Annotated in this window: 17 protein-coding genes and 2 tRNA genes; 9 read left to right on the top strand and 10 right to left on the bottom strand. The window is 42.3% G+C overall.

Annotated features, from left to right (window positions below; translation table 11 throughout):
* Window positions 1-230: 230 nt before the first annotated feature.
* The 8 genes from M1L62_RS01315 to M1L62_RS01350 all read right to left on the bottom strand — a co-directional run bounded on the left by M1L62_RS01315 (window position 231) and on the right by M1L62_RS01350 (window position 12990).
* Window positions 231-3797, bottom strand: coding sequence for a carboxypeptidase-like regulatory domain-containing protein (locus tag M1L62_RS01315; protein ID WP_254411198.1), 3567 nt, complete (start codon window positions 3795-3797; stop codon window positions 231-233).
* Window positions 3798-4137: 340 nt separating this feature from the next.
* Entirely contained in the window at window positions 4138-4722 is a 585-nt protein-coding gene (locus M1L62_RS01320) for a hypothetical protein (protein WP_254411199.1), read from the bottom strand.
* A 921-nt stretch (window positions 4723-5643) separates the two neighbouring features.
* Window positions 5644-6246, bottom strand: a complete 603-nt coding sequence (locus M1L62_RS01325) for a hypothetical protein (RefSeq protein WP_254411200.1) — start codon at window positions 6244-6246, stop codon at window positions 5644-5646.
* Between the two features lie 533 nt (window positions 6247-6779).
* On the bottom strand, window positions 6780-7055 hold the full coding sequence (locus M1L62_RS01330) for a hypothetical protein (RefSeq protein ID WP_254411201.1): 276 nt from the start codon (window positions 7053-7055) through the stop codon (window positions 6780-6782).
* A gap of 316 nt (window positions 7056-7371) precedes the next feature.
* Window positions 7372-7956, bottom strand: a complete 585-nt coding sequence (locus M1L62_RS01335; protein WP_254411202.1) for a hypothetical protein — start codon at window positions 7954-7956, stop codon at window positions 7372-7374.
* Window positions 7957-8114: 158 nt separating this feature from the next.
* Entirely contained in the window at window positions 8115-8558 is a 444-nt protein-coding gene (locus M1L62_RS01340; protein WP_254411203.1) for a hypothetical protein, read from the bottom strand.
* A 260-nt stretch (window positions 8559-8818) separates the two neighbouring features.
* Window positions 8819-11737, bottom strand: a complete 2919-nt coding sequence (locus M1L62_RS01345; protein ID WP_254411204.1) for a leucine-rich repeat domain-containing protein — start codon at window positions 11735-11737, stop codon at window positions 8819-8821.
* Between the two features lie 356 nt (window positions 11738-12093).
* Complete coding sequence (locus M1L62_RS01350) at window positions 12094-12990, bottom strand: helix-turn-helix domain-containing protein (protein ID WP_254411205.1); 897 nt, start codon at window positions 12988-12990, stop codon at window positions 12094-12096.
* A 257-nt stretch (window positions 12991-13247) separates the two neighbouring features.
* Here M1L62_RS01350 and M1L62_RS01355 point away from each other — a divergent pair, with 257 nt between their 5' ends.
* The 6 genes from M1L62_RS01355 to M1L62_RS01380 all read left to right on the top strand — a co-directional run bounded on the left by M1L62_RS01355 (window position 13248) and on the right by M1L62_RS01380 (window position 19301).
* The gene (locus M1L62_RS01355; RefSeq protein WP_254411206.1) at window positions 13248-13661 is read left to right on the top strand and encodes a (R)-mandelonitrile lyase; all 414 of its coding nucleotides are present in this window, start codon (window positions 13248-13250) and stop codon (window positions 13659-13661) included.
* Between the two features lie 2 nt (window positions 13662-13663).
* Window positions 13664-14737 (top strand): carboxymuconolactone decarboxylase family protein, encoded by a 1074-nt coding sequence (locus M1L62_RS01360; RefSeq protein WP_254411207.1) that lies wholly within the window; start codon window positions 13664-13666, stop codon window positions 14735-14737.
* Window positions 14737-15906: an NAD(P)-dependent alcohol dehydrogenase gene (locus M1L62_RS01365; protein WP_254411208.1), complete on the top strand. Its 1170-nt coding sequence runs from the start codon at window positions 14737-14739 to the stop codon at window positions 15904-15906. Before M1L62_RS01360 ends, M1L62_RS01365 begins: the two co-directional genes overlap by 1 nt.
* Window positions 15907-15917: 11 nt before the next feature.
* Window positions 15918-16409, top strand: coding sequence for a cyclophilin-like fold protein (locus M1L62_RS01370; RefSeq protein ID WP_254411209.1), 492 nt, complete (start codon window positions 15918-15920; stop codon window positions 16407-16409).
* A gap of 24 nt (window positions 16410-16433) precedes the next feature.
* Complete coding sequence (locus tag M1L62_RS01375) at window positions 16434-16994, top strand: sugar O-acetyltransferase (RefSeq protein WP_254411210.1); 561 nt, start codon at window positions 16434-16436, stop codon at window positions 16992-16994.
* A gap of 1236 nt (window positions 16995-18230) precedes the next feature.
* Window positions 18231-19301 (top strand): branched-chain amino acid aminotransferase, encoded by a 1071-nt coding sequence (locus tag M1L62_RS01380; protein WP_254412050.1) that lies wholly within the window; start codon window positions 18231-18233, stop codon window positions 19299-19301.
* Window positions 19302-19384: 83 nt separating this feature from the next.
* Here M1L62_RS01380 and M1L62_RS01385 read toward each other — a convergent pair.
* Window positions 19385-19458, bottom strand: a tRNA-Asp gene (locus M1L62_RS01385).
* Window positions 19459-19483: 25 nt separating this feature from the next.
* A tRNA-Asp gene (locus M1L62_RS01390) sits at window positions 19484-19560 on the bottom strand.
* A 161-nt stretch (window positions 19561-19721) separates the two neighbouring features.
* Between M1L62_RS01390 and M1L62_RS01395 the strand changes: the two genes are divergently transcribed.
* The 3 genes from M1L62_RS01395 (at window position 19722) to M1L62_RS01405 (ending at window position 23428) form a co-directional block, all read left to right on the top strand.
* Complete coding sequence (locus tag M1L62_RS01395; RefSeq protein WP_254411211.1) at window positions 19722-20822, top strand: Nif3-like dinuclear metal center hexameric protein; 1101 nt, start codon at window positions 19722-19724, stop codon at window positions 20820-20822.
* Window positions 20823-20928: 106 nt separating this feature from the next.
* Complete coding sequence (locus tag M1L62_RS01400) at window positions 20929-21675, top strand: zinc ribbon domain-containing protein (protein WP_254411212.1); 747 nt, start codon at window positions 20929-20931, stop codon at window positions 21673-21675.
* Window positions 21676-21925: 250 nt separating this feature from the next.
* Entirely contained in the window at window positions 21926-23428 is a 1503-nt protein-coding gene (locus M1L62_RS01405) for a hypothetical protein (RefSeq protein WP_254411213.1), read from the top strand.
* Window positions 23429-23450: the final 22 nt, after the last annotated feature.

Genomic DNA, 23450 nt, shown 5'->3' on the forward strand with positions numbered 1-23450 from the left:
CCCCTAACCAGATGGAATTATTTTAAAAATGTTGCCTATACAACAGTTCCGCAAAAACGTTGAATTCGAGAGAATCTAGGCCTATTGATGTCCACTCAAAAACCACCATTTTTTCAGAAGTTTGGTGATGCGCGGTTTCTAATAAGTTTTGTACTTTCTGATCTCAATCAATTTCTTACGCTATGTTGTTTGATCAGAGAATACCTGCGATATCCGGGATAGTCACGACATTATTGAACCCGTACAAACTTTACGCCCAACACCGGACGACCGTCAGCTGTAATACCTTGAATTACGACGCGTATCGTTCGTACGACATCCGACAGCGGAAAACGTAGCTGGCTGTTTCCCTGATTATCGGTTTGTATCATGGGTTTCCAGTAAAGCACATCCCTGTCATCAACCGGGCCGGAAATGGTGCTGGCGGTTACCTCCGTGTCGTAGCGGGGCACATAAAATTCACGCTGCACTCTTGGATAACCAATGAATTGAATCGGTGCCATCCCCTCATTCGCTTTGGCATTAACCTGCATTGAACGTGCGCCTTTTGAGTAAAATGCAATGACGCCGTTGCCTCCCCGAACCCCGTAAATACCAGCTGTGCCAGCGTTTTTCAGCACTTCGATACGTTCAATGTCTCTTGGATTAAAACTCATCAAAGCGTTTCCGTCGGGATCTTGAACAGGGACGCCATCCATCAAAAATAGCGGCTGTGTACCACTTTTATAACTACCCATACCCCGAACTGAAACCTGATATCCAGGGGGTGATGGCGGGCCTCCTGGCGATGGCGTAGTTCGTACTACCGTCACGCCTGCAAATCGCCCCTGAATCATTTCATACAGATTTGAGTAGATTGGCGATTTGTCACTGAACGTGATCACCGCATCAGCGTCATTGTGCAGACTCCGCATTTGAATATCATCAGGCCTTTCATTGTATTTCTTCGCTCGAACGGTCACTTCGTTTAGCAATTCGACCGTTTTATCGCGGTAAAGATCAGTATTTGCCTCTTGCCGGATTCGGGCAGCTTCGAGTTGAGCTTGCATCACCGGCCAGTGTGGCATAGCAGTCATTTTGCCAGATTCCCATAATTTGCCGGGCCCTTCCTGAACCAGAAAGGCTTCCTTAGCAGACATTTTTCTTGCGTTACGCCCTGCGATTTGCAGCATTAATTTTACAGTATCGGCAATGGCCATTCCGCCTAGCCGAAAGCGCCCCTGTTCGTCTGCACCTGCCGATTTTACGAACGATTGCCCAGGCCCTGTGGACACCACAATAATCTGAGCGCCAGATATAGGTTTATTTTCTGAATTCAAAATGCGACCGCTCAGCGATACCCCACCGAGCGAATCAGCTTCCGGCGTGCCACTAACCCGTCGCCAGCCCTGCGTCAGCAATAGGTCGTCCAAAGCTCTACGAGTCTCTGCTGAGTGGCTCGTGACATATTGGTTGGGGTTTTCAATATGTCCCCGCAGCTCTCCCGTTAGCAGCAGGTGAGCAGGCAGCGTAGCGTTGGCCGTATCCTCAGGTACTTTGCTGACATCGGTAATCGACGCTGATAAAGCTGCCGACGCAGGTGATCCGTTATCATTCAGATTGACGCTTAGGATAACTTGTTCACGGGGTTGATAATTGGTCTTATTGAGTTTCAATGTCACACGGACCGGCGAAATGAATTCCGGCACAAAAAACAATCGCTCGCATTGCGGCTTAGCTTTTGCATCGTAAAGGGTGACTTGCGTAAGGCCCGGCAACCAGCCCATCATCGGCAAGCTTATCTTCGCCACCCCATTTTGCAGGAAAACTTTTCGTTGGTCGACTATTACACCACGTTGCTGGACTAGAATATATACGGAATCGGCAGCGGCACGGTGAGAACTCATGATTGTCAATGCCAGACGGGTTGTATCGCTAATTGCATCGGCTGAAAGCAACAGCCCTTCCTTTTCGGGTTTAGGCAAAGGCACGTGTTGCAGTTGGTTATTATAGGATACATCTGCATAATAAGTCCGCTGCGCCTTAGGCTCCATCACCACGCTGGTCATCCCCTGCTGATTGGTTTTAAAACGAACTATTTCAGCTCCCAGGTCGTCTACAATACGGCCTTCTATGGAAAAGCCATGGCTATTGGGCGCTACAATTTTAACACCCAGACGTGCTGGCAATCCTGAAATCCAACGACCACCTTCCGGCAAAATCTGAACATCCAGTGGCTGAGCAACAGAATCACTATGCGTTGCAATGTCGCTGCGAAACAAATTATGAATAGCCACAGACCGCTCGAAAGCGGGGCGTCGCTGTGCATCATCTTCATCGGTATAGGCGCGTAGGCGATATATTCCTGTCATAAGGGTATCAGACAAACGAAAATTGCCCTGGCCACATCCGTCTACAATGCGTACCCACTGGTGCTGAACCAGCTTCCCTGTTGACGTAAGCAGGTCGACGTGCATAGCTGTTTCGCCAGCGACCCGCTGGTGACTGGTAGCATCGAGTAAGTACGTGCTCATCCAGAGCCGGTCCCCGGTGGCATAAAAAGGTTTATCAATATTCACAAACAGTGTTGGAGCCAGCAACTTAAACCGCTCATTGAAAGCCGCACTGATACTTCCAAGGCAGGTGTCTGGTGGCGCAAGTTTTCCCTGCGTGGCCAATGGGCCCGTTGTAAGTGGTTCCATATCGGTCCCTCCGGGTTTCCAGTCAGCGGGTAACATCGTCGATAGCCTGTCATCACCCATTGAGCCATCCGCTTCCATACCCTCAGGCATCGTAATAACCCCATCGACAGTCATTTGCATTTGCCCGCTCGGCAGTTTCATTTCCGTATAAGCGTAGCGCGCATCCGGATAAGGTGAGAAACCCGAGGATGCTTTCGTATAAAATACGATCAGTTTCATGGGCGAAACCAATCTGCGTTCGGTCGATAACCGACCGGGTTGAATCAATTTAGCAATCTGAATTGGAACCAAACGTTTATATTCGCCTATTGCAGCGGCAAGCGTGATGGTCCGACCTTCCGCGGAGATTGGCTTTGTGAGATCTTCCTGATAAACCATAAAGCCAGCCTGCTCGAAAGTGCCGTCTATTAAGCTGGCCATTAAATGTCGGGTCGATCCTCGATAGGCATTCAGCCGGTTGCGCCGAAATCGGTCAGCCTGTCGTTCGTTTTCAGGTTTGAGTTCTTCGAACCGGGCAGTACCAGCCGAATAAACCTTTCCTGACGGCGTAGCATTGAAGTGTTGCAGATCATAAATTAACCTATAACCCAAGGCCTGATTATCAATAATTAACGGCTCATTGGCCTTCGCATACAGATTATTTTTATCTTCCTTAAAGTTGAGAACTTCGGGATTGACAAGCAGGCACTGTCCGCCAAACGGCTCGCCAAAGAGTTGCTTTTTAAACTGGCGTAAATGTTTTTCTGACCGCTTCGAATTGCCACGTACGGTTACGGCATCCAGCATTTGTTCACTTGCTTTGAGCCGGAAATCCGCTCTTTGCGGAGACATATTTTCAAATCGTATTTTTTGAGTAGCAGGCTGATAGCCAACGAATGAAGCGGCTATTTCGACCGTACCCAATGGCACGCCTGTCAACTTATAATAGCCCTTTTCGTCGGTGACTGCACCTTGCATTGATCCATTTACGTAAACGTGGGCAAACGGCATGGGTTCTCCCGTCGTGGCATCTGTTACGTTTCCGGTAAGTACAGCCGTCGTTTGTCCATAAGCCAGCAGGCAGGATCCCAGAAGTGAAACGAATATTATCCAGCTGATGAAGAACGAGTAACGCATAGAAATTAATTTACTCTTAAAAGAACTGCCTTAGGCATATTTTACTTGGCTTAGGGGGCCTGACTGATTTATCGGCGATCCATTAATCCTCCATAAACGCTCGTTCGTGAGACAGCCTCCTAATATTAATGATCCAAGTCTCTTATAAATCACCGATTATGACAATTAGAATAATCCGCAACATTACAATTGGCTGAAGAATTTTCCCTGTTTGCTTATGACGAAGAAAATTCGGTGTCATTTCTCCGAAAAGTAAACTGAAAATAACTTAGCATGTATTATTAGAAAAAAAGGACAAGAAACGATTCAGTTTCTTGTCCTTTCCCCGACACTTCAGGTTCTAGTAAACCCTATAAAAATTCTCGTGGTATATGTCGAGTATTAACGGAAACGCGCTTTTCACCACAACCAAACGAAACTTACCCAAGCTTGTTTTATATGCGATAACCGTCCCTACCGGCATGTAGTTTGTCCATGTGGGCGTATAACCTGGTGCAGCGCCCGGTGCCCAGGCAACTTGCCCGCTTACGAATGTAAGCGTCTTCAGATAATCCGGCGTCACCGTTTGAACATCCACAATTGCAAGAATCGCCCGGGTGACCTTCCAGCATCTAATCGCCGAATAGCAGCCTCCATCCGAACCCCAGCTGATATCGCCGGCGGTTTCACTGACGATGTCAAACGGACTTGTGAGGTTGAGGCCTTTGTTCATTGGCAGTTGTACCGTTTTCATTAGCTTCCATTCAAATTTATCCGGAATGGGCTGTTTGTCAGGTATAGGATTTCCCCCTTTCAATGTGACGGGCGGTGTACTGGCGGACTGGTAACCAGCCATTGTTAGTTTCCCTCCGTCATCCGGCGTTAACTCGGCGGATTTTTCGCAGCTAAAAATAGAAAACGAAAGTAAAAGGATTGCGGTACTCATAAAGACATTTTTCATGGCATTTACATTCATGTTTAATTGATTGAATTGTTTGATTTTAGTCAAGTCAGCGGCAGATCCACAGATGCAGATGTGATTGAATTTGACTGATGCAAACGTAGGTACGGCAGTGGCAGGCGTCCTAATTGAAGAGGTATGCAAAAAGTAACCTAATCAAAAAATTGGGTATACAAAAGGTGTACAAAGCTAAAATTGACTGAGGATTGACATTTTTTAGCGAAATATTGCCCGTAGCGCTTGCCGTCGATCGGCATTACCTGAATAAGGCTTGGGTTGTTATTAACAAAGGATGAAAGTGTTGGATACGTCTTTAACAGGTTTTATGAATGCTCTCTAATGAACGATGTAACTATCGGTTAGGTTAAAAGCTTGCAAACACTCACTAGCCTGTTAAAAATATACATGAGCCGGTATGAGCGTCGATCTAGTTAGAATCTCAATATATTCAGACAACTTACATTAATAATTTGAAGGGATTAGCACTAGCCTCTGGGGTATCAAAGCATACCGGTATAAGTCAAGAAACTCTTGATTCCGTTCGTACATTATTAACAGAGTTAGGTTTTGAACATTTTGGTGATCTAAAACGCAAAAAAAATCCAGTCAAAATTGAATTTAACAGAATTCCTTAAATTTTGTATTAAAAAACGACGTCCCTTGATGGAACCCGATATAATATATTTGACTCCAAACGAGTCCTCCTCCCCTGTTAAAAATTACATATTATCTGGTAGAACTTTCAATCAGACCCCTATATTCCGCAATAGTAGCGTTCCGATCTTGCAGTAATTGGAGTGAATCTGTTGAATCATTACTAATTTTTCACAAAATCAGTAATGGCTTCCGCTAAGTGAGGAAGAATTTTGCTGGAATAATAGGAGCTTATTCCATCCTCCGATATGGTTATTGTCTGCCTATCCATACGTTGCCTACTTTCCTGGAATACATTATGTCCTCTTTTCCTCTGACAACTACCTTTTCCTCCTGAAAACCAGAATGCAACAGTTCGGTAACTTCGTACTCTTCAAGATAGCTCAGCTTTTTAAATTGAATATCCTCATCATCAAACACTTCCCATCTAAAATGGTTAAGAATATCATTGTTTGCTACGAATTCTTTGGGTAAGCCTTTTTCGATGTCACTTCTACGGTAAGAATCCTCTCTCCTTTCACCAACCGCGTTTACTTTTGCACACACCACTTCACTTCTTATTGTATTTGGAAAGTTCAGCCACAGTTGTAAATCATATGGAGTCGTCTGATTTCCATAGAATGCCTTCCATTGGTTGTGAATGATAACTATTTTTTGCAAAATCAACCGGAAATACCAATTTGGTGGAATTCGCTCACATAACCGATTCCAGGGATCTATCCTAACTTTAACATAATCCTCTCCCTTTGAATGAAATTTATCAAGATCAGGAACTTTGTTGGCATTGAACCAGATATTGATTTGTTTTTTGCGTCTTTTCCAGCCTCGAATTTTTTTTCTATTTGTTTGTAACATATATGTATTAAAGCGCTATCAATGAAACGGGGATTAATTCAACCAAAATTAGCTGATAGATTATCATTTTTTGAGATAAGCTCTTCATCGACTAACTGGTACCTCTGAGTTATCAACGCCAAAGCGTCAAACGGATTTTTGAGATAATCTGACCAATATTGAAGTAGTAATTTCCTTCTATTTTGTGACTTCTCACATTCTGGATTTGGAAAAAAGTCGCTTATGATCACCCCCTGGCCGTTTATTTGCTAAACACCCTTAATGTTTGCAGGTAGTACATTTTCACTATCGGCATATTTTTCATCAATAACGTAAACATAACCATTCTGGAAGCTCCTAGTCTCCTTAATTGCTACTTCCGGAGGTAAATATTACATTGATTTTAGGACTAGCGTCATAGTTGGAGCAGTATAATATTTGCCCTTTGTCTATTCTTCGTTTTTCGAAAAGGTCACTGTATTAAGAAGAACATGGATAAAAGACCATTTGTAAGTGCTCAGCACAAAATAAAAAAGTCATGAGACACCTCACAACTATTCTAGTCGTTCTTCGATATCATCAGGAAGTAATCCATCAAATGTTTTTATATAAATATGATTCATTACTGCATACATGCCCGTTTTTCTATTTCCAAGATATTTTTCTACCTCTTTTATTGAAGGATAATGCATTGGATTATGAAAAAATCTTCTCCAATCCTCAATTCCTTTGTAAACCAACAAAAGTTGCTTAAGATTAACTTCGATTGTTTCCGTATCAGAAATTGAATTTAGGTCTTGCTCAATCTCTTTTATTGATTTTGCTTTCAAATTATTTTGGTAAGTGAGTTTAATATAATTCCTTCTTAATACTGTATCTACTATTCAAACTGAGACCATTTGAAGTAGAAAAACCATCTACCACATGTATGGATTTCTGAAATTAATCACCAAAGTTTAGCAGGTTTGCATTGGGTGACTTTTCGACGCAAATATTCATTCAAAGAGTCCAATTTTATATAGTACAATTGTGTGCAGAGCACCGAATACGCCTATGATAATGTGCTGTTATTGACCTGTTGCCCAGTCGAAACATAAATTTAAAAGTCGGTGGTTCGTACTTGTTTGTCTGATTACCAATTGCAGGTTAATTTCTTTCACTTCTTAATTGTCTCGCAGCCTCTAATGCCTCTGCAACGTATTTCTTTTCAGTAAAAATTTCATCCAGTTCTTCGCTTGAATAATTCTTGTACCGCTCTTTAAATTTATTAACCGAATCTGACCAAGACGCTTTTGCATTTTTCTCCTCGTCGTCAGGGGAAGATCTAAATAGATCAATGATCAATTTGTTTACTTTTTCGCCATTGACTACGTAAGCGACAAGCCCTGCAAAAAAAGCAGAGGGCTGAAAACCAAATCTCAAACCACCAATATTAAAACTCCTTGTCGTCTCTAAAGCAGAGAAAGTAATATAGTTAAATATACCAAGTACGATTGTCGCCAATAAAAGATATTTATAAGAGCGTCTAAAGGTAAAGAAGCCAATGACATTTACTATCACAGCTGCTAAAGCTAAATAATGCCTTATGGTTAGCGAATAATCGTATGACTCACCAGCTATGACAACGGTTCCTTGAATGGCCGTCATAACTGCCAAAATGGAATAGATTGCCAATACCAAAACTGGTAACAGTTGTTTGTATCGTTCAAAATATAATTTAAGTATCCGCATTTATCGGTGGTTTAACTCGATGTCAAGGCACAAAGGTTGAATTTACAGGATCGTCAAAGGTTGTTGCTTCCTGTCTAAGTGGCAATTTAGAAAAAAAATCCTTCCTTAAAAGCCGCTAAACTATTCGTTTTTGAGACTTGAAATGATATCGCAAATTCCTAGGTTCTGCCAAAAAGCGTAGCGGTACCTTCTTCTTTCATGGCAAGTTGCATCAACTCTTGTTGGAAGTTATCGATAGCACTGGATTCCACAATGATTTCCAGTTTTACTCTATCTTTCTCCGCTTGCCTGCTATTGTATTCACTTTTATTTTCTTCTAGATTAACTTCTACCCCTACATGCCCTGAATTGTTAATTAGATAAATTTTCACTCCGAAGTAAGAATAGCCGTTTTTTTGTCCTGCTTCAAAAAATAATACTTTTTCCTTGCCTGGATACCCCACAAGAGATTTTGCAAAATCTTCCAATGACTGACTTACGTCATAAACCTCTGTTGTGCCAAGATAACGCCCGTTTGTAGCCGTCACGCTTAATTCAACCATATGATCATCCTTCCAGATGATCTTTAATTGTAAGAAGGACTTGTTATCATAAGTATACATTAACTAATTTTTAGCAGATAGAAGTGAAATTAAATTCATTAGGTGCCCCTTTAATAAACAAAGCCAACTTTACATTAACAACAAGAAGCCGTTTGCGTGATGGAATAGCCTCTTGTTGTCTAATATCAAAGAAAATTTCCTAAAACTCAATTGCCGTTCAGCAATACCAATGCTTTTTCCGGCGGAGCAAGCGTAACATGATATACACCTTCCATTACAACACTCCTGACAGAGCTTTGCTGCGGAGGTAAGGCCAGATCTTATTTCGCTATAACTATTTTCTTCGATAGTTCGCCATGCTTGATGATGTAGGTACCGGCTGGCCAGTTCATTGTTGAGACCGTTTGGGAGTTCAAAACTGGTTTCTCAAAGATCTTCGTGCCTTTCAAGTCATATATGTCAATCGATTTGCCGCTTCCTGTACTCTCGATGGTGAAAACATCCTTTGCAGGGTTTGGATAAAGTTTAAATACCTGCTCAGCTGAGCTTACTTGTACGATACGTGTATAGGTGGATTTCCCATCAATATCAATCTGCTTTAATCGATAGTAACTTACTAAAAGTGGGTTTTCATCTACAAACTGATAGGTTTCTAGATTTTTCGACACCCCTTTCCCATTCCTGAAGCCAATCTTTTCAAAGTTTCTGGCATCAACGCTACGCTCAATTTCAAACCCCGAATTGTTGACTTCCATGGTGGTTGACCAGCGTAATAAATTAGTTACACCGGATTTCTTTGCGGTAAAGTTTACAAGTCTGACGGGTAGGGCATTATTATAGGTATGCCTCAAACTTATCAGTGTTAGTGAAGGAACCAGGCTATTTGAAACTAGAACCCAATATTCTCCGGATTCAGTCATGGTGTAAGTATTTATACCTGAATTGGTGGCAACTAAAAAATTGTTTCTATACCAACTGTATGTGTTGTTAGCGATCGTCCCTCCTGCATTCACGGATAAAGTTGCACCGTTTACCGTTATCGGAATATTAGCCTGAGAGAAATATTGGTCAATTTTAGAGATGTTTGGTTCGAGCGCACCAAATGTAAGAAAGTTGTTGTTGAAATTAACCTCGGCTGACATAGGGACACTGGATAGAGATACAATACCATCAAATCGGTTATGATTAGCTCTTAAAATTGTAATCTTATTCCAATTTTCAGCCCCCCCGGGAAATACTCCGGTAAAATTGTTGTGATCCAAAAAAACTTGTTCCAGATTTGCAAAATTCCCAAGTGAAGAGGGCAAAGAGCCATCAAGTTGATTACCTGCCATTGCTAAAACTCGCATTTTTGTCAAATTACCAATATTAGAAGGGATAGAGCCAATTAACGAATTGTACCCGACACTAAAAATTTCGAGTTTAGTTGCATTGATTAACGAGGTAGGGATGGAACCGGAAAGCTGGTTAAGATTTAGGTTAAAGACTTGCAATTGGGTTAGGTTGCCGAGTTCGACAGGGATATGGCCAGTTAGTTGATTTACGGATAAATCGAAAAAATATAATTTCGAAAGATTTCCTAGTTGGGAAGGTATTTGTCCTGTGACTAGGTTGTCATACAGACTCAAAAAAGTTAAGTTTGTAAGTCCACCAATCTCCAGAGGAATATTTCCCCCGAACTCATTTTGCGCTAAGGCGAGTACTTCAAGGGCTCCTAAATTTCCAATATTAGAAGGAATGGCCCCCCCAAGGTGGTTGCTGGAAAGGTCTAGCCATCGTAATTTCAAAAGATTACCTAATGTGGTTGGAATTGTTCCGGTTAAACTATTACTTTGAATTATCACACTTTCCAGTTCGCTGATTTCTCCCAAGGAAGAAGGTATTTCTCCCCGCAACGAGCTGTTCGAGCTTAGGCCGAGAATCTTAAGTTTTTTGAGATTTTTAATATTAGGGGTTATTGTACCATTCAAATTGTTGGCACTCATGCTTAAACCTGTCACTCTACCAGCGGTACATGAAACGCCAAACCATCCGCAAGGAGAATCGCCAACATTTCCAGGATAATTCCAACCAGATCGGTTAGTCCATCCGCTCCCGTTTGTTTCAAGATAAAAGGCCAATAAAGCTTGTCTGTCACTTTCTAAATTATCGGGACCTATAATGTAGTCTTCGCTCACCATTGTCAGAGAAGGTGCTACACTATTAGAAACTTGTGCCCTATACGTGCCTTCACCAGTGGGCGAATACAGGTCAGTTATATTGTTTGTAGCGACAAGGATGCCATTTTTGTACCAACGGTATACATTATTAGCAGCCGTTCCTCCGACATTTGCTCTTAATATACCTCCTTCGTTAGTCAATGAAAATGTCTTTTGAGGGGAGTAATAATCCAGCTTGGCAATATTAGGTTCAATTCCTTCGAATGTGAAACGATTGAAAGTTATGTTTATAAAACATGAGCTTGATATTCCACTCAAACCGGACAAGGGACCTGAGAGGTCATTAGATTCAAGATAGAGAATTCCTAAATTTGTTAAATTTCCAATCGAAGATGGAATGGGACCGATAAGCTGATTATATCCTAAACCTAAAGAAGTAAGCGAGGTTGCATTTCCCAGTTCATTTGGTATTTCCCCTGAGAGTTGATTTCGATCAAGGAAAAGTGCACCTAATTGAGATAAGTTACCCAGATTACTCGGAATCGGCCCGAATAATTGATTGGAGCTTAGCCCAATCGTTTTTAACTTGGTAAGTGTTCCCAACCCGAAGGGAATATTCCCGCCGATTTTAGTGTCGTTTATGCTAAGCAATTCCAGAAGCTGTAGGTTGCCAATGGATGCTGGAATTTCTCCTTTCAATTCGGCATTACTACTCATTTCCAAATGCCTCAAATTCGTCAGGTTGCCAATGGAAGAGGGAATATTGCCTGAAATAGAATTACTTGCAACATAAAAGTATTTTAGCGCGTCCATGGTAGTTACAGATTCAGGAATTGTCCCTACCAGGTTATTGCCAGACAATGCTATTGACGTTACTCTACCTGCCTCGCATGAAATACCGGACCAACCGCATGGATTATCTCCCGGATTACCAGGAACCGACCATCCTGATCGATTATTCCAATAGTTTCCATTTGTAGCATTATACAAATTTACCAACACGAGGCGGTCTGATTCAAGCGTTTGAGAAAAGGATCTGAGGGAAGTTAAAAGGAGAAAACAAAGTAAAATCTTTTTCATTTTGGAAGGGTTATGTAATCTTAAGGGTTTGTTTGGGGGTGAAGAAAATATGAGAACCGTACCATCCTTGCAGTGACTAAAATTTGATCAAGCACAAGTAACCGATAGTATTGGGCCGCAATATATCAGTTTTTTTAGATCCAAAATGTTTGGGATATAAAGATTTTGTAAACCGAGCTTTTACCTAAAATATGCTTTTAGGCTATTTAATACTTTAATAGTACAGAAATACCACCGATTAAATTTTCACGCTTCCTATAACTAGAAGTATACTTGACGCATCAGCATGCCGCCACACAGAGCATGAGTTCATGGACTAGTCTTTATTCCAATAAGCAGAAGTATAGCCGCAACGACTAGTTTAAACTTCGATATTCATTTGGTGTAACCCCGGCTTTCTGTTTAAAAAGACGGGTAAAATGTTGTTGATATTTAAATCCTAGTTGATAGGCGATCTCGCCGAATGACGTATTAGCTTCGAATATCTTCACTTTCGCTTCTTCAATCAATCTTGATTGAATGAAATCCAAAGCTGTGTTGCCAGTTTCTTTTTTAATGAGGTCGCCAAAATAGTTGGGGGATAAATTGAGGTTTTCAGCACAATAAGCTACACTTGGCAGGCCCAATGTCTGCGACTTTCCGGATTTGAAATAATCATTAAGCAATTCTTCAAACCGTACCAGAATGTCCTTGTTGGCAATGCTACGCGTAATGAACTGTCGGTCGTAAAACCGCATGCAATAATTGAGAAACAATTCGATATTGGAAACAATGAGCGTTTTACTATGCTTGTCGATGTTTTGATGGATCTCAGCGCGGATCTTTTCAAAACAATCAATAATGGTCTCTCTTTCCTTTTTTGATAAGTGCAGCGCTTCATTAACCTCATAAGAAAAGAAGGAATATTCCTTGATCATTTTTCCTAAATGAGTCCCTGCAAGTAGATCAGGATGAAAAACCAATGCATAACCGGACGGTTTTATTGATTTTCCTTTGCTGTCAATCCCATAAACCTGCCCCGGTGCCACGAAAACCAATGTTCCGTCTTCGTAGTCGTAAGGCTGGCAGCCATAGATCATATCACCGCATTTGATATTTTTAAGAAATACGGCATAGACACCCATATAGCGCCTGAAATGCTGTACAGTTGGTATTTCATTGAAGTTGACCACACTCACCAAAGGGTGTAACGTATCAGTTCCCACCCAATTGTTGTACTGCTTTACAGTGTCTATCCTTTCTACCTGTTCCATATACCAATGATTTACAGCTCAAATATAGTAACGTCATCACGTAGAAAATAAAGTAAATCCCCAGATCAGTAAAACTGGTAAATAAACCAGTAACCTGTATAAAAATTGGCGGGGTCTTACTACCGACCTTTGCTATACAAATTGAAAAACAAATTCGTGTGGCAATGAAACATATCACTAAATCAAGCATTTGCACATTACTGATCGGAGCCATGCTGCCGTTCACAGTATGTGGCCAAACTAAAACTCCCATAAAAATGCCAGACAACAGCGACGCTCCTCTTTTTAAGAAAGGGGCCAAATTAACAAACGGATATTTCACAGGGGACGCATACCTGTTGCCACTTCTGGCAAGAGATAAAAACAATGATTTTGTGATTGGCAACGTAAGTTTCGAGACTGGGGCAAGGACCAATTGGCATACGCACCCCAAAGGGCAAGTACTGATTGTCAACGAGGGGGTGGGATTTTATCAGGAAAAAGGCAAACCGGCCCAATCCATCAAAAAAGGTGATGTAATTAATATTCCCGAAAACGTCGAACATTGGCACGGAGCAGCTGCAACTTCCCAGATGGCACATATCGCGATAACCAATTTCCTGGGCGATACCAATGTAGTTTGGCTTAAACCGGTTTCAGAAGAAGAATATAATACCGTTAATAAGCAGTAAACATGGCAAAAATAAACCTAAACAAGCTGCTCTCACCAGTATCCATTATTGTGTTCCTGCTGAGCATCACTGTCATGAAAGCACAAACTAACACAACTAAAACACAGACGCTGAGCGGGCGGCAGCAAAGTATCGTAGCCATTTCCGGATTAACCGCTACCGGTGATCTTGGAAGGCTATCAATTGAGCTCGCCAATGGCTTGGACGCCGGTTTAACAATTGAAGAAACGAAGGAGATCCTGGTGCAGCTGTACGCCTACTGCGGTTTCCCAAGAAGCCTGAATGCGATCAGCACATTAATGAGCGTCATTGAGAAAAGAAAGTCTAATGGCATCAATGACAGGCAAGGAGACCCAACCGTCTCAAAGGACGGTGTTCAGGATAAGTACGAACAAGGCCGGAAAGTTTTAGAAGCTTTAACAAAAATGCCTCAGTCAAAGCCTGCACCTGGTTTTGGAGAATTTGCTCCACGGATCGATGCATTTTTGAAAGAGCATCTATTTGCCGACATTTTCGAAAGCAAAGTGCTCACCTTTCAAGAGCGGGAGCTTGTGACGATTTCAGCCCTTGCAGCCATGCCTGGCGTCAGTTCGCAATTACAATCCCATGTAAAAATGGGTATCAATACCGGTATTACTGACGATCAACTTGTAGAAGTTGCACAACTGACTGAAAAATTTGTCAGTATGGCTCAGGCAAATTCATTAAGAGAGCTTATGGCGAAGCCGGTGGCTCCTGTTATTAAACAGGACATGATGGTGCGGATCTCCGAAATCGAAATCCTGCCAGAGTTCCTGAATGAATATAACACTATCCTGAAAGAAGAAGCGGCAGCTTCGGTAGAAAAGGAACCGGGCGTAATTGCCATTTTTCCAATGAGCATTAAAGCGCAGCCAACGCAGATCCGGATTATAGAAATATATGCTGACAGCGCGGTCTACCAGGCGCATTTAAAAACGCCACACTTCCAGCACTACAAAACAACGACGCTTAAAATGGTGAAGGCATTGAAGCTGGTGGATATGAACAGACTTGACGAGCAAACCATGTTAGAAATTTTCAAAAAACTGAAATAATGAAAAAGGCATCGAGAAGAAAATTCATTCAGCAATCGGCGATGACAACAACAGGTCTGTTGCTGACATACCCTACCCGGCTTTTTTCGCAAACCACCGAAACAAATATGAGTAGCAATATTAAATCAAAAGGGTATGCCGGAAAGGACAAACTGGGTAACCTACAACTTTGGAATTTTGAGCGGCGGCCATTCGGAGACAATGACGTTCTGATCGATATTAAATATTCGGGCATCTGTCATTCGGACATTCACACCATTAAAGGCCATTGGGGGCCGCAGCATTACCCGCAGGTTCCTGGTCATGAAATTGCTGGTATCGTAACTGCCGTTGGAAAAAACGTCACCAAGTTCAAAGTGGGCGATAAAGCCGGTGTAGGTTGTATGGTCAACAGCTGTATGCAGTGCGACAGTTGTAAAAAAGGAGAAGAACATCACTGTGAAACCACGGGCATGACCGGTACATACGGTAGTCCTGAAAAATCATCGCCAAGTGGGATTACACAGGGCGGCTATTCCAATAACATCGTTGTAAACGAGCACTTTGCTATCAAAATCCCTGCATCGATGGAGCTAAAATTTGCAGCTCCCCTGCTTTGTGCCGGCATTACAACCTACTCTCCATTAATGCGGGTCGGGATGAAAAAAGGCGATAAGATAGGTGTGGTGGGCATCGGCGGTTTAGGACATCTGGCTATCAAACTGGCTGTTTCAAAAGGTGCCGAAGTTTATGCCTTTACGACATCAGAAAGTAAGCTTGATGATATCCGCTCATTCGGAGCCAAAGAAGCAATTGTAGTGAAAGGTGCCGATGATCTCAAACCCTGGTTTGGAAAGCTGGACTTTATGATTTCCACCGTTCCCTATTCCTATGATATGTCGAATTACATTTCCTGCGTGAAACCCTACGGTTATTTTACCCAGGTTGGCCAGCCGGTAAATGGTGAATTGACGATCAATAATTTCAATATGATTTTTAACAGGGTGAATTTCAACGGCTCCCTCATTGGAGGTATTCCCGAAACTCAGGAGGTAATAGACTATTGTGCGAAGAACAAAATCTACCCACAAGTACAAATCATCAAAGCCGAAGAGATCAATGACGCCTGGCAGCAGGTCGTGGATAAAAAAGCCCGGTACCGGTTTGTGATCGACACCACTACCATTTAAACTGATTTTTAATGAAGGAAATGAAAAATTCCCTGATTGTCCTCTCTGGACTCGTCATGCTGTTAACAGGAAGTTTGGCCTGTAAAACAAACGAAGTGACAATTGCCAATACGAATATGGAAACTACCGACAGCAATCATACTGATACGACAAGCAGTCGGCTTAAAATCAGGATCGGCTCTAAAACCTTCACTGCGACGCTGCTTAACAATGTTACGGCGACTGCCTTTAAGTCCAGATTGCCCATGACCGTTTCAATGAGTGAGTTAAACGGCAATGAAAAGCTGTACCGATTCCCGGATAACTTACCAACCAATGCGTCAAATCCCCGAAATATCAATTCAGGCGACCTGATGATCTATGGATCTAATACGCTGGTGCTTTTCTATCAATCATTTCCGACATCTTACAATTACACAAAACTCGGCCGTATCGATGATGCGACTGGACTTGCGGCCGCAGTGGGTTCCCGAAGCGTGACGGTCACCTTTGAGTTAGAGTAAATATTGATGAAAATAAACAATCATATGGAAGTAAAAGATATTTTTGACAGAATGAGAGCCGGTGAAGCTATCCGGAAAGATGATCCTGAATACAGTCAATTGCAGCAGGCCGTGGCCAGAACGATCCGGTTATCCCCTGCCCTGAATGCTTCCACTGACACCGACCAGGTCCGCGCGCGATTGAGTGAAATAACCGGAACAAACATCGACGGTTCCACTACCATCTTCCCTCCTTTCTACACCAACTTTGGTAAGTTTATAACCCTCGGTAAAAACGTATTTATAAACCACGCCTGCTCCTTTTTGGATATGGGCGGAATAACAATTGAAGACGATGTCATGATTGGTCCCAAGGTTAATTTGACATCTGAAACCCACCCTCTGGATCCTAACGAGCGCGAGACCGTTATCCCTAAGCCAATTGTCATCCGGCGAAACGCCTGGATTGGAGCGGCGGCGACGATACTACCTGGTGTCACAATTGGTGAAAATGCCATTGTCGCAGCTGGCGCAATAGTCAACAGGGACGTTCCAGCCAATGCGATAGTCGCCGGTATCCCTGCAAAAGTTGTGAAAATAGTCTAGGTATTGCATTACTTCCGCGATTTGATAAGCCCTCTTGTTTTCCAACCTTACATAATATCCGTGTTGCGTAGTGTTCCGAAGGGACACTGCGTACCTAAAATAAAATACCGTCTGCGACGGTAAGTTCAAGTATCCATAATCTTCGAAAAAATTCATCGATCAAAACCGTCACAGACAGTTTTTTATTACAAATTCGTAGTTTAAACTACGGATAACGGGGGGACGTTCCAGCCAATGCGATAGTCACCGGTATCCCTGCAAAAGTTTTGAAATTGGCCTAGGCATTTAATTACTTCCGCGATTTGATAAGCCCTCTTGTTTTCCAACCTTACATAATATCGTGTTGTGCGTAGTGTTCCGAAGGGACACTGCGTACCTAAAATAAAATACCGTCTGTGACGGTAAGTTCAAGTATCCATAATCTTCGAAAAAATTCATCGATCAAAACCGTCACAGACGGTTCTTTATTACAAATTCGTAGTTTAAACTACGAATAACGGTCAACAGGGACGTTCCAGCCAATACGATAGTCGCCGGTATCCCTGCAAAAGTTGTGAAATGGTCTAGGCATTTAATTACTTCCGCGATTTGATAAGCCCTCTTGTTTTCCAACCTTACATAATATCCGTGTTGTGCGTAGTGTTCCGAAGGGACACTGCGTACCTAAAATAAAATACCGTCTGTGACGGTGAGTTCAAGTATCCATAATCTTCGAAAAAATTCATCGATCAAAACCGTCAAAGACGGTATTTTATTACAAATTCGTAGTTTAAACTACGAATAACGGGGGGAGGGACGTTCCAGCCAATGCAATAGTCGCCGGTATCCCTGCAAAAGTTGTGAAAATAGTCTAGGTATTGCATTACTTCCGCGATTTGATAAGCCCTCTTGTTTTCCAACCTTACATAATATCCGTGTTGTGCGTAGTGTTCCGAAGGGACACTGCGTACCTAAAATAAAAAACCGTCTTTGACAGTAAGTTCAAGTATCCATAATCTTCGAAAAGATTCATCGATCAAGACCGTCAAAGACGGTTTTTTATTACAAATTCGTAGTTTAAACTACGAATAACGGGGGGATAATGGGGGCGGGCGTCATTAACCGCTGTTGCAAAAAATTATAAGCCTTAAAAAAGTTGTTTCATATATTATTGCTATACTAATTATTTTTTAATTAGCTTGCAAAATGAATTCCGACTGGAATAACGAATTAACTATCAGTGTCCTTTCAAGGCTTATGACCACCGAAACATTACTTATTAAGAAAAAGCAAACGGAGAAATCACGTCTGCACGAGGTTGACTTTAACAATCTTGGCTTTGGCAGGATCATGTCCGACCACATGTTTATTGCCGACTATCGCGATGGTCAATGGCAAAATTTACGCATTGTCCCCTATGGCGACCTTTCCTTAAGCCCGGCAACCGCTGCGCTGCATTATGGACAGGCTATTTTCGAGGGAATGAAAGCCTACAAAAATAATGAAGGCGATACACTTCTCTTTCGGGCGACAGATAACTGGAAACGACTTAACAAATCGGCGGAACGTTTGTGTATGCCTGCGGTTCCCGAAGAAGTTTTTATGAACGGCTTGACCGAGCTGGTTCGCCTGGATTCCGCATGGGTGCCGTCTCAGGATGGATCGGCGCTTTACATCCGTCCTTTTATGTTTTCAACTGATCCTTACGTTGGTGTAAAACCATCGGATACCTATACCTTCATCATTTTTACCGGCCCTGTGGGTGCTTACTTTGCAAAACCGCCAAGAGTGAAAATTGAAACGCAGTTTATCCGCTCCGCAGAAGGCGGGGTTGGCGGAGCAAAATGTGCCGGTAACTACGCCGGTTCGCTTTACCCAGCGAAACTTGCGCAGGAGGAAGGATATGATCAGCTGATCTGGACAGATGCACATGAACATGCCTACATCGAAGAGTCAGGAGCGATGAATGTGATGTTCGTGTTGGACGACGGTACACTTTTAACCCCTGCCGTTTCGGATACGACGTTGGATGGCATTACACGCAAAACAATTCTTGCCATCGCAAGGCATTGGGGTATCCCTGTCGAAGAGCGTAGAATTTCAGTGCAGGAAATTATCAGCGCGTTAAAAGAAGGACGCCTCGAATCTGCCTTCGGCGCAGGTACAGCGGCGGTTGTTTCTCATATTTCGACCATCGGATACGAGCGCTTAGATTATACACTTCCCGATGTAAAGGAAGATTCTTTTGCAAAAAAAGTGAAGGAATACCTGATTGAAATCTACACCGGAAAAACGGAAGATCTTTTTGGATGGACTTTAAAAGTATAGCTCTTGAACAAGAGATCAAGCAGTGCCCCATGCAACGGGTTATTGAAAAAACAAAAAAAGCTCAGATTTCTCTGAGCTTTTTGCGGTCTGGACGGGACTCGAACCCGCGACCCCATGCGTGACAGGCATGTATTCTAACCAACTGAACTACCAAACCAATAGCTTCAATCTTTCAATAAACTTGGCGGTCTGGACGGGACTCGAACCCGCGACCCCATGCGTGACAGGCATGTATTCTAACCAACTGAACTACCAAACCAAGTTACTTTCGCCCGTCGTTCCGGGTTATTGTGGTGCAAAACTAGTATTTTTATTCTTCATTGCAATACCTTACACAAATAAAATCTTGTTTAATTTGTAAATAATTTTTCAAAAAACCAAATTTATTCTGGCTATCAAATAGTTGGAAGGCAAAAAAAAATGACAAAAATTAAGCAGATCACTCAACAACTGGAAAAACTTGCCCCTGCACCTTATCAGGAAAGTTATGATAATGCAGGATTACTGGTGGGAGATCCGCAAACAACAGTGACTGGTGTACTGTTTTCTTTGGATGTTACCGAAGAAGTCGTGGAAGAGGCCGTAGCCAAAAACTGCAACCTGATCGTCGCGCACCATCCGATTGTATTTAAAGGGCTGAAAAAACTTAATGGCAATAACTACGTCGAGCGCACGGTGATCAAAGCCATCAAACATGATGTGGCTATTTATGCCATTCACACAAATCTCGATCACGTCACCAACGGCGTAAACTGGAAAATTGCTGAAAGACTGGGCCTGACAAACGTAAAAGTCCTGACTCCCAAAAAACAGCTGCTCTTCAAACTTACTTTTTTTGTCCCGACAGACCATTCACAGAAAGTTCTGGATGCTTTATTTGAAGCGGGAGCAGGTACGATCGGGCAGTATAAAAATTGCAGCTTCCGCACAGAAGGAACCGGCACTTTCCAGCCCGGCGATCTGGCCAACCCCGTGATTGGAACCAGAGGTGTAAACGAGGAGGTAAACGAGCACCGGATCGAGCTCATGTTTCCGGCCCACCTTGAATTATCTATCCTAAGGACTTTAAAGGACAATCATCCTTATGAAGAGGTTGCCTATTATTTACAGGCTCTTGAAAATGAAAACCAGGAAGTAGGCGCCGGCGCGGTTGGTGAGCTGGCCGAAGCCCTGGATTCAGATCAATTCTTGCACTTTGTAAAAAATCAGATGCAGACACCTCTGATCAAACATACAGTCCCTTTAAATAAAAAAATAAAACGCGTGGCAGTTTGCGGAGGCGCTGGAAGTTTTTTATTACCGAATGCAATAAGGGCTCAGGCCGACGTTTTTATCACGGCAGACTATAAATACCACGAATTTTTTGACGCAGATAATCGCATTATGATCTGCGATATCGGCCATTTTGAAAGTGAAGTATTTACGAAAGATTTATTATACAACTATTTATCAGGAATTTTTAGTAATTTCGCACTCTGTTTGTCAGAAGTCAATACTAATCCGGTACGATATTTCGCTTAGAAACAAGTTTCTGAGCTGGTTAGTACTCTAAATAGTGAGAAGAAGAGATTCAGCTTTAAGTCCCACTCATATAATACGCATTGAAACAAGTCCATTAAAGACATACATGGAAAACACAATCGCACAAAAATTAGACGCTCTCCTGAAACTTCAGGAAATTGATTCAAGCCTGGACGAAATCAGAAAAACCCGTGGCGATCTTCCCGAAGAAGTTAGAGATCTGGAAGACGAAATCATCGGTTTTGAAACGAGAATAGGAAAATTCAAAAGCGAAATCGCTGCCTTAAATGCCGAAATTGATAACTTCAAAGGTGCACAGAAGGATGGTGAAAAGCTGATCAAAAAATACAAAGATCAGCAGATGAATGTTCGCAATAACCGCGAATACGACGCGATCACCAAAGAAATTGAATTGCAGGAACTTGATATGCAATTGGCTGACAAAAAAATCAACGAAGCCAAAGCGCGTATCAGATTGATCGAAGATGATGCTAATCGTGCAGAATCTACTTTGAATGAAAGAAACGAAGATTTAAAAGCGAAAAAAGGCGAACTTTCTTTGATCACCAGCGAAAGCGAAGCAGAAGAAAAATCACTTTTAGGCGAGCGTGAAAAGCATACAAAAAAAATCGAAGAGCGTTTGTTGAAATCTTATCAGAAAATTCGTGATAACTCAATGAATGGTCTGGCGGTTGTACACGTATCGCGCGGAGCCTGCGGAGGATGTTTCAGCATCGTTCCTCCACAAAGACAAGCGGATATCCGTGAACGTAAAAAACTTATCGTTTGCGAGCATTGCGGAAGAATTCTTGCTGACGTAGAAAGCGTTGAACCAGTTCACCAACGTCGCTAGGTTTTAGCATTTTATATTCAAAAAAGGTTGTCTTTTTCAAGGCAACCTTTTTTGCTTTCCGCTGTACTTTTTCTGTCGCCCCCATTTCGTACCTCTGTTTTCAGCTCCCAAGCTAACAATGCACTTCAAAACATATCTGATTTAACAGATAATTACCTATTCCTGAATTTCTGTGCTTAAATTTGCAGGGCCGGGTTGAAAAATATCGGGCAAAATCTGATCAAAATTACTAATCATCGGCAATCATCAATTGAAAATATCACGCTTCCTTATAGTACTTTTTTTTCTGCTGTTCAGCAGTACGCTGAAAGCAGAAGAAGCCACAAATGACGTAATCTTCACCCCGAAACTCCAACGTGCTTATTTCGAAATTCAAAAATTAAGGATCGAATCAGCGCGTGATTTGATCAATGAAGAACGAAAAATAAATCCATCTAACGGACTTATTCAGTATCTGGACAATTATGCGGATTTACATTATCTTTTGATCTCCGAGGATAAAAGTGCTTTTAAAGCATGGAGTAAAAATGAGGATTTGAGGCTTGCTGCATTGGCAAAACTTCCCAACTCCTCTCCCTACAAACGCTTTTTCCAGGCTGAAATCCGTTTGCACTGGGCTTTTGCCAAAATGAAGTTTGGCAATGAAGCCAGCGCGTCATGGGATGTGATCAAGGCTTACCGGATTGCAGAAGAAAACCAGAAGAGATTTCCAAATTTTCGTCCGAATCTAAAAACATTAGGACTGTTGCACGTTCTGATCGGATCAGTCCCGGACAACTACATCTGGGTAACAAAAATTCTTGGTTTGAAAGGCGATGTTAAATTGGGAATCAGGGAAATACAAATTGTTGAACGTGAAGAACCCTTCTTTCAGCAGGAAACTCAGCTCATTAACCTTTTGCTGCATGCCTATACTTTGCAGCTCAGTGAAGAGCAAAAGACGCTGCTGAAACAGCTGCCCAAAAACCAGCCAGACAATTTACTGCTGCATTTTTTCGCAACCACCATTTTAATGAAGGAAGGAAAAAGTGAAGAGGCGCTTCATTATCTTAATCATGCACCCAATGGCGACGATTACATTGCATTTCCATTTCTTGATTACCTGCGGGGAGAAATTGCGCTTCAAAAAGGTAAATACGATATCGCTTTCTTTTTTTATAACAAATTCCAAAAACGTTACAAGGGATTTAATTACATCAAAGACAGCAATTTAAAAATGTTTATGAGCCGCTGGCTGGCCAATCGCGATACGGCAGCCGCGCAATATATCAGGCTGGCTGGAAGTACCGGAAGCACGATCATTGAAGGGGATAAATTTGCGCAGAGACTTTCGGAAGAATATGAGGACGGCAAACTTTTACCCGAACAAAAAATACTTTACAAAGCCCGTTACGCCACCGACGGCGGCTATCTGACCGAAGCCTGGGATTTCGTCGATAATTACACCGAAAAAACATTTAATACGCCAACTGACAAGGCCGAGCTGAATTACCGCAAAGGCAGGATATTGCAGAAAATGAATCAGATCGAACGCGCGATGCCATATTATGACCGCGCCATTTATCTGACGCAAAATACTTCATTTACTTTCGGCCCGTCTGCTGCACTGCAAATGGGTTATATCATGCGGGATAAAAACCAGAATGCCCAAGCTGTAAACTATTTCAAAAAGGCTATGGCTTTTAAGAAACATGAATATAAAAACAGCATTGATAATAAAGCAAAAGCAGCATTGACCGAGCTCGGCCAGTAACATTTCCGAGCCATCTTCATGA

It is taken from the genome of Dyadobacter diqingensis (genome assembly GCF_024220585.1).
GTDB classification, from domain to species: Bacteria; Bacteroidota; Bacteroidia; order Cytophagales; family Spirosomataceae; genus Dyadobacter; species Dyadobacter diqingensis.